Source organism: Fulvivirga sp., from assembly GCF_040220315.1.
In the GTDB taxonomy this organism is placed as follows: Bacteria; Bacteroidota; Bacteroidia; order Cytophagales; family Cyclobacteriaceae; genus Fulvivirga.
In genome coordinates, this window is record NZ_JAVJUY010000303.1 from 1 (window position 1) to 16298 (window position 16298).

Below are 16298 nucleotides of genomic sequence, written 5' to 3' on the forward strand. Positions count from 1 at the left end.
TTCTTCTCTTTCCCTTTGTATCTAAAACGTTGAAAACGATAAAGAAGAACAATAAGTGTAATACCTAAAAGCCCATAAATTAACTTCATCCATTTTGTTTTAAGAAAAGGTGGCTTTACCGTAATAATTAGTGGTTCACTTGTAGAGCGCTCTCCTAAAGAATTAAGGGTTTGTACATAAAATTTATACTTGCCGGCAGGTAAATTGGTATATTCCTTTACTGGGGAAAAAGTCCAGTCTGAGTAGACTTTATCAAACCCCTCCAAATGGTATCTAAATTGTTGATTATCGACATTTTTAAATTTGAAAGATTCAACTGTAAACTGTATATCCTTTACTTCCTTAAACGCAATGGAACTATTAGTACGTACTATATCTTCGAACGGCAGACGAGCAAATAACAAAGTGTCTTCATCCACGCTAAAAATACTGCTTACCACAGGTTTTTTATCCATTGTTATTTGATTTTCAACTAATGGGTTATAATAAATAAATCCTTCATTCGCATTAAAGTATACCCCATCTTCTATATGGGTTGAAACATTTAGCAAATCATTATTAAAAGAGTGCCTTAGTTGAAAAAGGGACGATGGAACAAAAAGATAATTATTAAGGCTTACTTGTTTATAAAAGCCTACCCTGCTCTCTGAAAAAACATGCACATTTTTGTTTTTATCTTGGGTTAAGAGATAAACCCATTGATTTTCTAATTCAGCATTAAATACCTTGCTTTCTGATATCGTATTGTCATCCTGATTAATTTGATATACGCCAGATTTAGTAGCCAGAAAAAGTTCGTCATTGATTTCACTTAATACTATATGTTCTTCAATGGGTACATTGTCACTAGTAATACGCTCAACAGAAGTAGCGCTAAGGTCATTGTTTAAATCCAATTTGTATAGCCCTTTGTAAAACTGCCCTACCCAAATAGCACCGTTTATGTCCTCTTCAAAGAACCTGCTCGATTCCTGAAAACCGCGGATTTTATATTTTGCATTAAGCTTACCTTCATTTGTAATTTCAAACAGATATAATCCGGAATAAGTACCGGCTAGTGCATAATTTGGGTTTGACTGTAAACGCTTAATGTCCCACAAACCATCTGTACTGGCAGTACGTAAAGCCTTACCATTTTCGAGTAAAAAGAGCCCTGAATGATGGCCAGCGTATAAGTAGTTATTTATAAGTTTTATGCTGTAGGAAGGACCTTCAGTACCTGCTAAAAATACACACTGAGCTGCTCCATTTGCTAAAAAGTATATCCCGTTTGATGTAGTATAATAAGTTCCTTCAGGTCGTTGAAACGCTTCATAGCCGCTTCCTTGAATGTTAATTTCTTTTCCTATAAGCCTAATTGGTGAATTTATATCAAGTAATGCCAAGCCATTCTGCATTCCTACCCAGAGATTTCCAGAATGGTCTTGAAAAGATCTTAAACAAGCATTGGATTGTAGTCCATTTGATGCATTAATATTCTCGATAACACCACTTTGTAAATCATATAAAAAAAGTCCTGCCCTTTGTGTTGAAATTGATAATCTGGAATCTGACAATTGAGTAACATGATTTATATAATTACCAGATAAGGCATTTATCAGCTCAGGATAAATAGTTTTTACATCTACAATATTTGTTAACTCTACCTCTCCAGAATTGTAAAAAATAAGATTACCTTGATCTACAGAGATTATACCTGAAACTATCTGGTTAAATTGACCTTGTTTAATTCCAGGCACAAGATCCAATCCATCAATTTCAAATAGCTTTCCATTTTGATTTTGGGTATATAATCTGTTTCTGGTAGAAAATGATCTATTAAAGCCTATTTCATTTGTAATAGTGTTGATAGAAGTTCCGTCAAAAACAAAAATAGCCTGGAACGTACAAAAATATACGTTGGAATCAAAAATGAACACGTCCCACACCTCATCAAAATCTGGTGATTCTTCGGAAATTAATTTTGAAAGGGAAGTATATTCCCAATTCTTCTCAAAATATCCGAATTCACCTTGCGAACCCACATAAAGTCGATTTAATATTTGATCAAATGCTAGTGAACGTTGCTTCTTTCCATTTCTATAGGCATGAGTTTCCCACTTGCTACCGTTATAAGAAAGCACACCTAAATTATTGGCCACAAAAAGGTTCATATTTCTGTTTTGTGCAAAATCTATATTTTGAATACCTGCCTGATATTCTTCAGGTCCAAAATTTTTGATCGGATATACACCTGTTTTTTTCTGCCCCACTATGGTGAAGGACAGAAGAATCAAGTTCAACAATAAAACAGAAAAGAGTAATTTAAAAATATTCATGTTGAGGCAGTTGTAGAGTAAATATATCTAAAATTTAATCAGTGAAGCAGTCTAAAAACAATTTTGTAGTAGTCTGTGTAAATAATTGATGTAGTAATTTTTTAGGAAATAGCACAAGAATAAATCTAGTTTGGGAATTCTGTGCCTAAAACAATCCAGTAAACAATTTGTTTTTCATGAGCCGCAGTAAACGTTTGCAAGAAAAAATAAATCGATTGCACTCTTAAAAGAAGAAAAAAATGAACCAAATAATATAAAATGAAAAACTTCTACTTAGTAATTTTTTTTCTTATATCAATTACAACAGTAAATGCCCAGTCTGATGAAGTAGCTGTAGTAAAGAATAGCGAAGGATATAAGCTAAAAGTTAATGGAAAAGACTTCATGATTAACGGTATGAACTGGGATTACGTACCCATTGGAACAAACTATTCATACAGTCTTTGGAATCAACCCGACAACATTATCCAGGCAGCACTCGATGCGGAAATGTCATTATTGAAAAATATGGGAGTTAATGCGATTAGGGTTTATGTTGGAATTCAGCCTAAATGGGTGAAGTACATCTACGAAAATTATGGTATTTATACTATGATTAACGATCCATTTGGACGATATGGGCTTACTATTAATGGTACTTGGTTAGCAAATACAGAATACGCTGATGAGCGTGTTAGGGATTTGCTTATGAACACAGTAAGGGATTTAGTCAATGAATATAAAGATACTCCTGGCCTTTTACTTTATATGTTGGGTAATGAAAATAACTACGGTCTATCCTGGGGCGGTGCCGAAACAGAAGATATTCCGATAGATAGTGAAAGCTCAACTATTCGCCAGCGAGCACGCGCAATGTATAAATTGTTTAATGAGGCCGTTCTGGAAATGAAATCGCTCGATCCATCACATCCCATTGCCATTTGTAATGGTGATTTATTATACCTTGACCTGGTAAAAGAAGAATGCCCTGACATAGATATATATGGTACAAATATGTATCGTGGAGCGTCTTTCGGAGATGCTTTTGAACGTGTTAAGAATGAGTTAGACAAGCCAATACTCTTCGCTGAATTTGGTGCTGATGCTTATAACGCCATAGAAAACAGGGAAGATCAAAAATCGCAGGCATTTTACATGGTAAACAATTGGAATGACATTTATGCCAATGCCGCAGGTTTAGGAAAAAGTGGCAACTCAATTGGTGGTTTCACCTTTCAATTTAGTGATGGCTGGTGGAAAAGAGGACAAACAAAGGAATTAGATATTCATAACACCGAAGCCTCTTGGGGTAACGGTGGCTACACCAGCGATTTTAAGCAAGGCGAAAACAATATGAATGAAGAGTGGTTTGGCATCTGTGCTAAGGGACAGACGGACGCAAGAGGTTTGTATACGCTTTATCCTCGTGCAGCTTACTACGCACTCAAAGAAGTGCATGCCTTCGACCCGTACTACCCTGGTTTAACAGGCGAAAGCGTTGAAAGCCATTTCTTAGGCATTCAATTGATGAATGCAGTATCGCAAGCCAGAGGCGATAAAGCCGCATTAAAAGCTGACCAAGGTGGCAAAATTAAGTTAAGTACACTTAGAGCTGAGTTTAGCACTTTTAATACAGGAGGAAAATTAATAACTACACCTGATGAGGCCGATCCAACAAACCCTGTCTTTCCAAGTGAATTAGGGTTCGATCACATGGAATCCTATTTTATCGGTTTTGAAGCCAACCCAGCATCCAATATTAGAGCTGAAGTAACCTTTAATGTTGTGGGTAACGTGGCAGAAAATCCTATTAATGAATTATTTTATGAAGCTCGTGGCCGTACAGACTTCGTTAACACACAAAATGGCAATGGTCCTGTGCCAACTCAATTAAACAGATTGTCTGTTTATCAAGCAGAATATAGTTGGAATCATGAATATTTTAATCTGGAGGGATTCTACAGAACAGGCCATTACCATTGGGGATATGAGGGAGACTTCTTCGGTTTATACCCTGAAGCTAATTACGGACCTAATCTGGATATCTATGGCGGACTAGCACCGCAAGGTGTAGAAGTAGAGGGTAAAAAAATATTTAAGGGTTTGAAGCTGGCTTATGGTAGAGAACTGTGGTGGGGAGCTAACCCTGCACTCCTTGTAAAATACACTAAACATATTGACCGATTTAAAGTGACGGGTATATTTCATGAAGATATAGAAAACCCGGGAGCAGCAGTAACATCTATTGCCGTACCACAGCCTAAAACCAGAAGGGTTACGCTACATGCCGAAACTGAATTCGATAAATTAAAAGTAGAAGTTGGTGGAATCTGGGGTGGCCAGCCGCTCGTTGGTCGAGAGTTTCAATTTGCCAGAGGTGAAGAAGGAGATTACGAGGTATTCGTTGATGAAGTAAGTGCTGACGACACCTGGGGCGGAAAAGTTAAATTAACGTACCAAGGAGGAAGAATCAACTGGTACGCATCTACAGCTGCCATGGGTTTAGTGGCCAATGGTGGTGGCGATTATACACAAACATTTACAGGCTGGAAGTTAAAAGATAGCGGAAGCGGTAATCAAACCAACGTTTTAACAGGATTTACTTACGGTATTGGAAAATGGCAAATAGCACCTAATTTCTTATATCAGAAACCACTTGTAGACCCAATGCCTGGTGATACTGGCGGACCTGGAAGATTAAGAAACATCTTAGATGATCCGTTTGTAGTAAGAGCCAACAGGGAAACAGTAGCGGGTGAAATTCTCTTCACATACGACCCGACACCAGGTTCATGGATGTACGAATGGGATAATGACCGTGCCGAAGATGCCAAATTGGCTGCAAGTTTCGGATTTGTATATCGACATCTGCCAACTTCACAAGATGCAGCGGTAATTTTTCCAGGAACAGGTCGTATTCCTAGCGCAGCTGACGGTGCACCACCTGCGCTCGACTTATGGGAAGTGCATGCTCGTATTGTATCTAAACTAAATCCTGAACTAGGAATAATTGGTAATCTCTATGGTGGAAACGGACAAGCAAATGGCCCGGATCCAAGAAGTATAGAGAGATATGGTGGAGAAGTGAGGGTGATTTACAAGAAAATGAAATTAATGTCTCATGTTAAAGTGAACGATTGGGGGCCATTCGATTACCACAGAGATTTTAACCTAACCTTCCCGCTACAGCTGATGGCTGACATTTCAACCACAGCAGGCAAACAAGACTGGTTTATTTTACCTAATACTACTATCGGGGCGCGTTTTACTTGGAGATCATTAAACCAATACTCCCCTAGGTATGCTCCGTTAGCAGCCGATGAATTTGCCACTGCCCCTATTATAAGCCCCGTAGGCTTTCCAGATGGTAACGAGTGGGAATTTAGAACATATGTTCACATAAACATTGGACAATAATATCAGAGAAATGAAAAATATACAATTGATAAAAACTTCTAAAATTTTGTTTCTGGCATTATTTATTTTAACAATTTCAGGTTGTGAAAGAGAACCATCTGAAGATGTTCGATTTGCCACATTTTCGAAAACAGGAGACATTTTTACAGATACATTCATTGGCCTTGGCTCAAACTTTTACTTTCCTTTTGTTGGTGATGGAGCCAAGCCAGACGTTTTTTCAGTAGATGAATCTGAAGCCTACCAAGGGGAAGCTTCCATCAGGATAGATGTTCCTAATGCCACAGATCCCAGCGGTAATTTTGCTGGAGCAAGTTTTGTTATCGATGGAACAGGAAGAAATCTAACTGATTTTGATGCTTTAACTTTCTGGGCAAAAGGTTCCCAGGCGGGGATACTTGGCGAAGTAGGCTTTGGATTGGAATACAGAGCTGCAGCCTCCAATGTTCAACTGAGTACAAGCTGGCAACAATATATCATTCCAATACCGGACCCCTCTGTACTCATTGAAGAAAGAAATGTCTTTGAATTTTCTGCTGGCGGAATAGACCCGGACGGTGTGCCAAATGGCAATGAAGTTGGCTGGACGTTTTGGATTGACGAATTAAGATTCGAAAAGCTGGGAACAATAGCACAACCACGACCATCCATCTTAGAAGGTCAGGATATAGAAACAGAAACATTTATTGGCGTTACACTAGAACTTGGTCCATTCACAGAAACTTTTAATCTAGGAACTGGCCAGGATTTAACTGTTAGTGTAGCTCCGCGTTATTTTGATTTTCACTCCAGTGATCCCGAAGTGGCAAGAGTTAATGAACTAGGCCAAGTTACGAATCTAAAAAGAGGTAATGCTGTTATAACAGCTGAAATCAACGGTATTGAAGCCTTCGGGTCGATAGCACTTAATGTAGTTGGCAATATCCCTGTACCAGATACACCTCCAGCTCGTGATCCGGCAAACGTTGTTTCAATCTATAGTGATGCTTATGCAAGTGTAAGTGGTTTTCAACCAGCTGTTTTTAATGGCCCAGGTGCTGGTGGCCCAATTGATATAGCCGTTATTGATATTGCAGGTAATCCTGCGCTGGCTTACAGCAATATTGATTTTGTTGGTCTCGGATGGGATGGTACCGTAGATGTATCTGGCATGTCATTTCTACATTTAGATGTTCAAGTTACCCAAGAATTTGATCCGACAGCCGTACTGGTGGTTGAAATCATCGATTTTGGACCAGATAATACGGATACTGGTTTAGGTGGGTCAGATGATACAGCTGGTGGATTTAATGTTCTTGGATCTGAGCTTGAAGAGGGCGCCTGGATTGGGATTGATATACCATTGGATGCATTCACGCAAGGAACAGGCGGTGGAGGTGCTGGGTCTCCTAACCTCAGCAATGTGGCAAGAGTGGTATTCGTGCAAGGTGGAATAACTGATATTTTCGTTGACAATATTTATTTCTACAAAGATTAATACGTGATGAATTTGAAAATTGAAATGATGAATAAATTAAGCTTAAAATATATCTTACCCATACTCTTATTAGGATGCATGGTTGGTTGTGAGGGTGAAGACCAAGAGGTAGTTACCCTAAATACGCTTGTATTAGCTGAGGAATTTGATACTGATGGGGCCCCAAACCCAGAAATATGGGATTTTGATATTGGAACAGGCAACAATGGCTGGGGAAACCAAGAACTTCAATATTATACTAACAGGTCTGAGAATGTAAGGGTTGAAGATGGTATATTAAAAATAACTGCCATTAAGGAAAACTTCGAAGGTTCAGGCTATACGTCTGCAAGAATTCTCACTAAAGATCTATTTGAACAACAGTATGGTCGTTTTGAAGCAAGAATGAAGCTACCCTGGGGTCAGGGTATTTGGCCTGCTTTCTGGATGCTTGGTGCTGACATATTGATTAATCCTTGGCCGAATGCCGGAGAAATAGACATTATGGAGTTTCGAGGACAGGATCCTTCCACTGTTTTAGGGTCTGTCCACGGACCTGGATACTCTGCCGGTGAGGCGATAACCAAAAGTTATACATTAACTAATGATCGGTTTGATACCAAATTTCATGTTTTTGGCATTGAATGGGGTCCCAATTACATCAACTTTTATGTAGACGATGTATTGTACAACCAAATTACTCCTGGTGATGTAACAGGCGAATGGGTATTTAATAAACCATTCTATTTACTAATTAACCTTGCTGTTGGTGGAACTTTTGTTGGTTCACCTAGCGATAATACAGTCTTCCCTCAGACTTTGGAGGTAGACTATGTTAGGGTTTACAAATAATGATTTAAATGACTAAGCTTCCAATCATGAAAAATATTATAAACTATTTATTAATCATTCCAGCATTTGCCCTGATTTTTCTTTTCGCAGGTTGCGGGGACGAAGATGAGAACTTACCTCAGGTAATTGCAGGATTCAATTTTGAATTAAACGAAAATTCAGGAACAGTAACTTTCGAAAATACATCGGAAAATGCCGATTCCTACCAATGGGATTTTGGTGATGAAACAACCTCAACAGATGAAGAGCCTACCAAAACGTATGAAAATGGTACCTATATTGTGAATTTAACCGCCCTGAATTCAGCAGGGGCTTCCAACACGTTTTCAGATACCATTTCTGTTGTGGTAAAAAAGATTGTTAGCCTTCCCATTACTTTTGATGATGCAAGCGTAAATTATGAAGCTTATGTATTCGGTGGTGCCTCTTTTGAAGTGGTGTCCAACCCTGATGAGTCAGGGTCAAATAATAAGAGCACAAATGTAGGTGCCATCATCAATAGTGGTGCAGAATCCGAAGGTGTGTCGTTTGATTTAGGAAACAATTTGAACCTAGAAACTGAACGTTCAGTTACCATGAGTTTCTGGTCGGATACGCCAATTGATGTCCTAGCCAAATTAGAAGGTGATGATGTAGACGAGGTAGAAGCTTCTGAAAGTCATGGTGGAACAGGCTGGGAAGTTATGACATTCGATTTTAGCGCATCTGATAGCTACTCAATTTTTACGCTCTTTGCAGATGGCCCAGGCACTACAGCAGGTACATTTTATTTTGATGATGTAATTCAAAGTGCCACCGTAGATACTACGCCTCCTGTTATCACACTAAATGGCGATGCCACCGTTGCTGTTGTTACAGGTGGTGAATATATAGAATTAGGAGCAATTGCAATAGATAATATTGACGGTGACATTTCAAGTGATATCGTCATAGATAATTCAGCTCTAGATATCAATACTGAAGGGAGTTATGAGATCACATATAACGTAACCGATGCAGCAGGAAATGCCGCTGATGAGGTGATTAGAACGGTGATAGTTTCAGATGCTGACCTAGTAAAACCAGTTATTACTTTAAATGGTGACAATCCATTTAAATTTATCACAGGTGATACTTTTAATGACCCTGGGGCTACTGCAACCGATAATATTGATGGTGATATTTCAAGTGAAATTGTTGTAACTAGCAATGTCAATGAATCTATTGCAGGTTCTTACACGGTAACTTATAATGTAACTGACGAAGCCGGGAATGCAGCTGACCCGGTAACTAGAGACGTTACTGTTGGCCTTGTAAATGGTGACTTTGAAACAGGTGATGATACAGGTTGGTTTAGCGCAACAGGTGTAGAAGTAAGAACAGAAGGTGACAATAGTTTTTACTTTGCAGATGTACTAGCCGCTGGTGAACCATTTAATGTGAACCTAAGTCAAGAAGTAAATCTAGTAATCGGACAAACTTACACGTTAACATTTGAAGCATCCTCTGATAGAACTAGAAGCATTGTAGTAGGTTTGGGGCAGAATTTTGGTGATTTTGAAGCTGATACTACATGGTTGGAAATAACGGATACGCCAACTATGTATACTGTGGAGCTTACAACAAGTGCAGATGAGTCTGGTACTCCATTTGGAGGTAATGAAAATAACCGACTTTTATTTGACTTGGGAGCAGATGTTGGTGTTGTAGTTATTGACGATGTAGCCTTAGCAGCAAGCACCGGTGGTGGCGGAGGAGGCGGAGGCGGAGGTGGAGGCGATCCCGTTGACGGCAACCTAATTATTAATCCAGGTTTTGAAGATCCTGAAAATGGAATAGCAGATGCACCAGGAGATTGGCTATTCTTCGACAATGGCGGTACGGTTAGTATTGACAATACAGAAAATAATGGTGGATCCAATTCAGCTAAAATTGAAGTTGTAGGCCCTGGTGGAAATCCGGGAATCAAAAAAGAAAGGTTTGGTATTGGCACAGTTCAAGCTGGTGATGTTGTTCAAATAAGTTTTGATCATAAAGGGACATTGCAAGGCGATGGCGGTGTATTTGGTGTACTACTCTTTGTAGAACTAGGAGAAGGCGAAGCAGGAGACCCAATAACTGTGGATTTTGGGGCACTTGGCCAAAACCCAACCTTAACAGCAGATTGGACTACCTATACACAAACATATACAATACCCGGTGGTGCCAATACCAATGGTGGGCTGTCACTGTTAATTCAAGGTGTATGCGGGCCGGCAGGCTGTGGTGTAACAGCCAATATTGATAATGTGTCAATCGTTCTTAACCCATAATAAAATACAGATAATAAGGTCGGACCAATAAGTTCGACCTTTTGAAATAATATTATTTAATCTTTAAATCATCAATTTCTTTTGGATCAACAAATCACACAGGTTTCTATAAATAAGGAGACATTTTTTAAGATATCCAATGTAGACCGGTTAAGGCCTTTTTTCATGAGCATTGTTAGTGACTCCAATCATTGGATGTTTATTGGCAGTAATGGGGGCTTAACTGCTGGCAGAAAAAACGCTGAATATGCCCTCTTCCCATATTATACGGATGATAAATTAATAGAATCGGCCGAAACTACAGGAAGCAAAACGATTATTAGGATCCAGTCGGATACTGGTGTAAAGGTTTGGGAACCATTTTCAGTAAGGTTTTATGCTCAATACAGCTTAACCAGAAACCTCTACAAAAGTAGCTATGGCAATAAAATTATTTTCGAAGAAGTAAATCATACGTTGGGTTTAACATTTCAATACGAATGGAATACCAGCAATAAGTTTGGATTTGTCAGAAAAAGTAAGCTTACCAACAATTCAACCTCAAGCATTCAGCTAACACTTGTAGATGGTTTACAAAACATTATTCCATTTGGTGTGGGCAGTGCCATTCAAGATATTAGAAGCAACCTTGTAGACGCCTATAAACGGAGTGAATTGAATTCAGAATCAGGGATTGGAATATTTGCATTAAGTGCAATAATTGTAGATAGAGCAGAACCCAGTGAAGCATTAAAAGCAAACATTGCCTGGTCTACAGGGCTTAACAATTGCACGCACCTATTATCATCGCTTCAGTTAAATAAGTTTAGAAATGGAGAGCTACTTGTTGAGGAAACTGACATTAAAGCAGAAAAAGGAGCCTATTTTGTATCATCAACAATTAATCTGCCACCTAATACCGATAAAAAGTGGCTGATAGTAGCCAATGTTAATAATACAGTAAGCTCAATTATTAACTTAAACGAACGCTTAAAAAATGAAAGCTCACTTCAAGCAGAATTAGAAAAAGATATTGCTTCTGGCACTAACAAATTAATTCAGTTAAATGCAGCTGCAGATGCCCTTCAGCTTTCAAGAGATGGTTTAAGAGATGCCAGGCATTTTTCAAACACACTTTTTAACATTATGCGAGGAGGTATTTTTGACGATGCTTACAGAATTGACAAAAATGATTATTGCCAATACCTCAAAAATGCAAATAAAAAAGTATTCAATAGAAATGAAAAGCAACTCAAAGAGCTTGAGGATACCATTTCGTTAGACACTATTAAAGCGGTTAACAAACAAACAGATGATTCTGATTTAAAACGTTTGAGTATAGAATATTTACCATTAAAATTTAGTCGCAGACATGGAGACCCGAGCAGGCCATGGAATCAATTTTCAATAAACACCCATAATGAAGACGGCTCTAAAATTTTAGACTATGAGGGTAATTGGCGAGATATATTTCAGAATTGGGAAGCCCTCGCCCACTCCTATCCAGAATTTATAGATGGAATGATATTTAGATTCTTAAATGCTTCCACTTTTGACGGTTACAATCCTTACAGAATCACTAAAGACGGTATCGACTGGGAAAGAATTGAACCGGATGATCCCTGGTCGTACATAGGATATTGGGGTGATCATCAAATAATATACCTTCTAAAGTTTCTGGAAATCAGTGAGAATCATTACCCAGGCAACCTGAACAAATATTTCGATGATGAGATGTTTGTTTATTCCAATGTCCCTTATCGTATTAAAAGCTATGATCAAATTTTGGCCAATCCAAAAGATACCATCGATTTTGATGAACATGCCGACAGGGAAATTGAGAAGCGAAGTAATGAAATTGGTGCGGATAGCTCTTTACTTCTCAATCAATCTGGTTCGATTCATAAAGTAAACCTCATAGAAAAGATTTTAGCATCTGTATTGGCAAAAATGTCAAATTTCATACCCGAAGGTGGTATATGGATGAATACTCAGCGGCCAGAATGGAACGATGCCAATAATGCCCTTGTAGGAAACGGGGTGTCTATGGTAACGCTATATTACCTATATCGTTTTCTTAAATTTTTCATTAATTTATTACCAGACGATTCAGCCTCGTTAAAATTTTCTAGTGAACTAGTCACTTGTTTCGAAAACATAAAGAATACCCTTGCTGATCACGAACAACTCTTAAAAGGTAATTTTGACGATACCAAGCGTAAAATTATCACAGACAAGTTAGGCATAGCTGCCAGCAATTATAGAACATCAATTTATAACACTACATTTTCAGGAACCAAAACTGAAGTGCCGGTAAGTGAAATTAAAGAATTTGCATCATTGGCACTCAGCTATTTAGAACATACCATAAAGGCAAATCAAAGAGAAGATGGTATGTATCATGCCTATAACATTATGTCTGTTCATCCCAATGGAATATCCATAGGAAATTTGGATGAAATGTTAGAAGGTCAGGTGGCAGTACTTAGCAGTAAATACCTGACTCCAAAACAGGCATTGGGCGTGCTCGATGCCTTAAAGGGCAGTGCTTTATTCAGACCAGATCAGTACAGCTATCTGCTCTATCCTAACAAAGAACTTCCAGGATTTTTAAACAAAAATAATATCCCAAAAAATGCTGTAGAAAAATCAGAGTTATTCAAGAGTCTGATATCAAAAGGAAACACCAGCATTGTTGAACAAGATATTAATGGGCAACTTCATTTCAATGGCAACTTTAAAAATGCCAATGATTTAAAAAATGCATTAACCCACTTGCAAGAGACGGGATTTGAAAAACTTGTAAAAAAAGAATCAGACTACATTCTTTCTGTCTTTGAAGATGTTTTTAACCATAAATCATTTACCGGGCGTTCGGGTACATTCTTCGGTTATGAAGGTCTTGGTTCTATATATTGGCACATGGTTTCCAAACTCTCACTGGCAACACAGGAATGTTGCCTGCAAGCAATAGAATTGAATGAGAGTTCAGAAATTATAGGCAGACTGTTAGAGCACTACTATGAAATAAATGAGGGGATAGGTGTCCATAAATCGCCTGAACTATACGGTGCTTTTCCAACAGACCCCTATTCACATACGCCAATGGGCAAGGGTGCACAACAACCGGGTATGACCGGCCAGGTTAAAGAAGATATATTGAGCAGGTTTGGTGAATTAGGCGTAACTGTACAGCATGGCAGAATAAGTTTTGAGCCGGTAATGCTTAGAAAAAATGAGTTATTGGAACAGGAAAAAATGTTTGAGTATTATGATTTGAATTCAAACCTAAATTCAATTCCAATTCCAAAAAATGCACTTGCCTTTACTTATTGCCAGACGCCAATCATCTACAAACTTGGATTAAATAATCAAATTGAAATCCATGCTAAAAATGGAAAGAGAACAATCAATGGTTTGACATTGGATAAGCCCACAACGAATGAAATTTTTAAGCGCACTGGATCAATTAAAAAGGTTGAAGTACAAATTGTAGAATCAATATTAAAGTAATGAAGTATCTCAACAGCTATGGAATTATAATCTTCTTATTTATAGCTGTTTATAATGCTTGTAATAGTAAAATGACTGAAGGGATTACAGAGTATGATATGATTGAGAAAAAGGCAGATTCACTTTTAGCCCATATGACTTTGGATGAAAAGATAGGTCAGATGACAATGGTTCGCCATTTTGATGAACACATTGAAGGAAAGCATTTAGGTGCAATTATTCATACAGAAGGTCCAACGCCTGGTGAAACCGCACGCGAATGGCAGGAGAAGTTCATAGAACTTCAGAAAAAAGCTTTATCTCAGCGTTTATCAATTCCTCTTTTCTTCGGTGTTGATGCGGTACATGGACAAAATACTTTTGACGGTGCAACCATTTTTCCACACAACATTGGCCTTGGAGCCTCTGGCAATGTGGAATTGGTAAAAAAAGCCGCAGAAATCACTGCACTGGAATCGAGAGCAACAGGTTTCAATTGGGTATTCTCTCCATGTATTGCAATACCTTACAACGAGAAATGGGGCCGCGTTTATGAGGCATTCTCTGAAAGTATGGAGGTAACTTCCAACATGGCAAAAGCTTCTGTGGAAGGACATCAAGGGGACTTTAGTAAGGCTTCATCGGTACTGGCAACGGCCAAGCACTTCATTGGTGATGGCTCGACAGATAATGGCTTAGAAGGCGGTGAAACCACATTAAGCATGAAGGAAGTTACCAAACGATTACTTCCGCCCTATCAAGCTGCCATAAATGCCGGAGTTGGCGCTGTAATGACTTCATTCAACACCATGCAGGGTATCTCTATGCATGCCCACAAAGCATTAATAACCGATACGCTAAAAAATTCTATGAAATTTGAAGGCATTGTACTCACCGATTGGAAGGGCTATTCACGATTTGGTGAATATGAAATAATTAATGCAGGAATTGACATGGTGATGGCTGTGGACGGAGATCTGGAAGGTTTTCAAATAGGGCTTAAAAAAGCTGTAGAAGATAGCCTGGTTTCTGAGTCAAGAATAAATGATGCAGTTAAACGAATATTAAAATTAAAATTCAAGATGGGTTTGTTCGATAACCCATTTCCTGATGCCAAATTGATTGATGTAATTGGTAGTGAAAATCACCGTCAAGTTGCCAGGCAAGCGGTACGAGAGTCGTTGGTACTTTTAAAAAATAATAAGAATACCCTCCCGCTTAACCCTGAACAAAAAATTGTTGTGGTGGGCGAGTTTGCCAATAATGCAGGATTACAATCCGGTGGGTGGACGATACATTGGCAAGGCACCGAAGAAAATTACCAGGGAGCAACTACTATACTGGAAGGTTTCAATGAAATCGCTCCTGAAAATGTAGTCTATGACAAGGACGGAACGGGTAAATATGATGGAGATGTTGCCTTAGTTGTTGTTGGAGAAAAGCCATATGCAGAGTTTTATGGCGATATAGGTGGTGAAATGGACTTGTTTCAACTGACCCTCACTGAAGAGCATAAGAAATACATTGATAATTATAAGAAAAAAGAAATTCCAGTGGTAGTTGTGCTTATTTCAGGTCGGCCGTTGATTGTTACTGACGAAATTAACGAGTCAGATGCGTTTGTAGCTGCCTGGTTGCCAGGGGCAGAAGGCGGAGGAATTGCCGAAGTACTATATGGAAAACACGACTTCAAAGGAAAACTACCACATTCATGGCCTAAAAAAATAAGCGATTTTGAAGGTAAATATGGACCAAATTATTGGGATAAAAGTATTCAGCCGTTATACCCATTTGGTTATGGATTAAATTATAACATCAACCAATGATCGTAGCAGAACTAACACAAAAATCATGAAAAATGCAGTAAAAATAGTATTTATTACTGCAGTGGCAACGTATCTGTTGTCATGCACAAATACGAAAAATGATGAATCAAATAATCAAGAAACAATTAGAGAAACTAAATCAGTGACAGCAAAAGATATATTAGGCAAACCAGAGTATCAGGCCATATCCTACGGAGGTTATAGAACAAAAACCCGGGAAGATCAACCCACTATTCCACAGCTAAAAGAGGATTTGAAGATTCTATCTGCTTTGGGTATTAAAATACTGAGAACTTATAATGTTCAGCTACCCCATGCTGGTAACATTTTAAAAGCCATTACCGAGCTTAAGCAAGAACAAAAAGGATTTGAAATGTACGTAATGCTTGGTGCATGGATAGACTGCAAAAATGCCTGGACAGAGCTTCCACCAGATCATAACATTGAAAGTGAACAAAATGAAGGTGAAATACAACGGGCTGTTAATCTAGTAAATACTTACCCAGATATTGTTAAGGTTCTTGCCATTGGCAATGAAGCCATGGTTAAATGGGCAGAAAGTTATTATGTTCAGCCTGCAGTCATTTTAAAGTGGGTCAGGCACGTTCAAAATCTGAAAAAAGAAAGTATGCTGCCAAAAGACCTGTGGATTACTAGTTCCGATGATTTTTCTTCATGGGGCGGTGGC

The 16298-nt window shown here is 38.5% G+C and carries 7 protein-coding genes and 1 pseudogene; 7 read left to right on the forward strand and 1 reads right to left on the reverse strand.

The window, feature by feature from the left end; translation table 11 throughout:
- On the reverse strand, positions 1 to 2318 hold a 2318-nt coding region (locus RLO81_RS15190), incomplete at its 3' end, for a triple tyrosine motif-containing protein (RefSeq protein WP_350113428.1).
- A 258-nt stretch (positions 2319 to 2576) separates the two neighbouring features.
- Here RLO81_RS15190 and RLO81_RS15195 point away from each other — a divergent pair.
- The 7 genes and pseudogenes from RLO81_RS15195 to RLO81_RS15225 form a co-directional block, all read left to right on the forward strand.
- On the forward strand, positions 2577 to 5714 hold the full coding sequence (locus RLO81_RS15195; RefSeq protein WP_350113430.1) for a glycoside hydrolase family 2 TIM barrel-domain containing protein: 3138 nt from the start codon (positions 2577 to 2579) through the stop codon (positions 5712 to 5714).
- 10 nt (positions 5715 to 5724) lie between these two features.
- Positions 5725 to 7191 carry an Ig-like domain-containing protein gene (locus tag RLO81_RS15200; RefSeq protein WP_350113432.1) on the forward strand — a complete coding sequence of 489 codons (1467 nt, stop codon included), beginning with the start codon at positions 5725 to 5727 and terminating at the stop codon, positions 7189 to 7191.
- 27 nt (positions 7192 to 7218) lie between these two features.
- Positions 7219 to 8022 (forward strand): glycoside hydrolase family 16 protein, encoded by an 804-nt coding sequence (locus tag RLO81_RS15205; RefSeq protein WP_350113435.1) that lies wholly within the window; start codon positions 7219 to 7221, stop codon positions 8020 to 8022.
- A gap of 26 nt (positions 8023 to 8048) precedes the next feature.
- Positions 8049 to 10313 carry an immunoglobulin-like domain-containing protein gene (locus tag RLO81_RS15210; protein ID WP_350113438.1) on the forward strand — a complete coding sequence of 755 codons (2265 nt, stop codon included), beginning with the start codon at positions 8049 to 8051 and terminating at the stop codon, positions 10311 to 10313.
- Positions 10314 to 10394: 81 nt separating this feature from the next.
- A complete protein-coding gene (locus RLO81_RS15215) occupies positions 10395 to 13805 on the forward strand; it encodes a 1,3-beta-D-glucan phosphorylase, GH149 family (RefSeq protein ID WP_502880460.1) in 3411 nt (1136 codons plus the stop codon).
- The gene (locus RLO81_RS15220) at positions 13805 to 15610 is read left to right on the forward strand and encodes a glycoside hydrolase family 3 protein (RefSeq protein ID WP_350113444.1); all 1806 of its coding nucleotides are present in this window, start codon (positions 13805 to 13807) and stop codon (positions 15608 to 15610) included. The genes RLO81_RS15215 and RLO81_RS15220 overlap by 1 nt, the downstream gene beginning before the upstream one ends.
- 25 nt (positions 15611 to 15635) lie before the next feature.
- Positions 15636 to 16298, forward strand: a pseudogene (locus RLO81_RS15225) (glycosyl hydrolase family 17); the annotation flags it as partial.

What these genes read in the sequence shown, in the direction of transcription:
- RLO81_RS15220 (WP_350113444.1), top strand. Translation starts at nt 13,805, where the DNA reads ATGAAGTATCTCAACAGCTATGGAATTATAATCTTCTTATTTATAGCT.
- RLO81_RS15210 (WP_350113438.1), top strand. Translation starts at nt 8,049, where the DNA reads ATGAAAAATATTATAAACTATTTATTAATCATTCCAGCATTTGCCCTG.
- RLO81_RS15195 (WP_350113430.1), top strand. Translation starts at nt 2,577, where the DNA reads ATGAAAAACTTCTACTTAGTAATTTTTTTTCTTATATCAATTACAACA.
- RLO81_RS15200 (WP_350113432.1), top strand. Translation starts at nt 5,725, where the DNA reads ATGAAAAATATACAATTGATAAAAACTTCTAAAATTTTGTTTCTGGCA.
- RLO81_RS15205 (WP_350113435.1), top strand. Translation starts at nt 7,219, where the DNA reads ATGAATAAATTAAGCTTAAAATATATCTTACCCATACTCTTATTAGGA.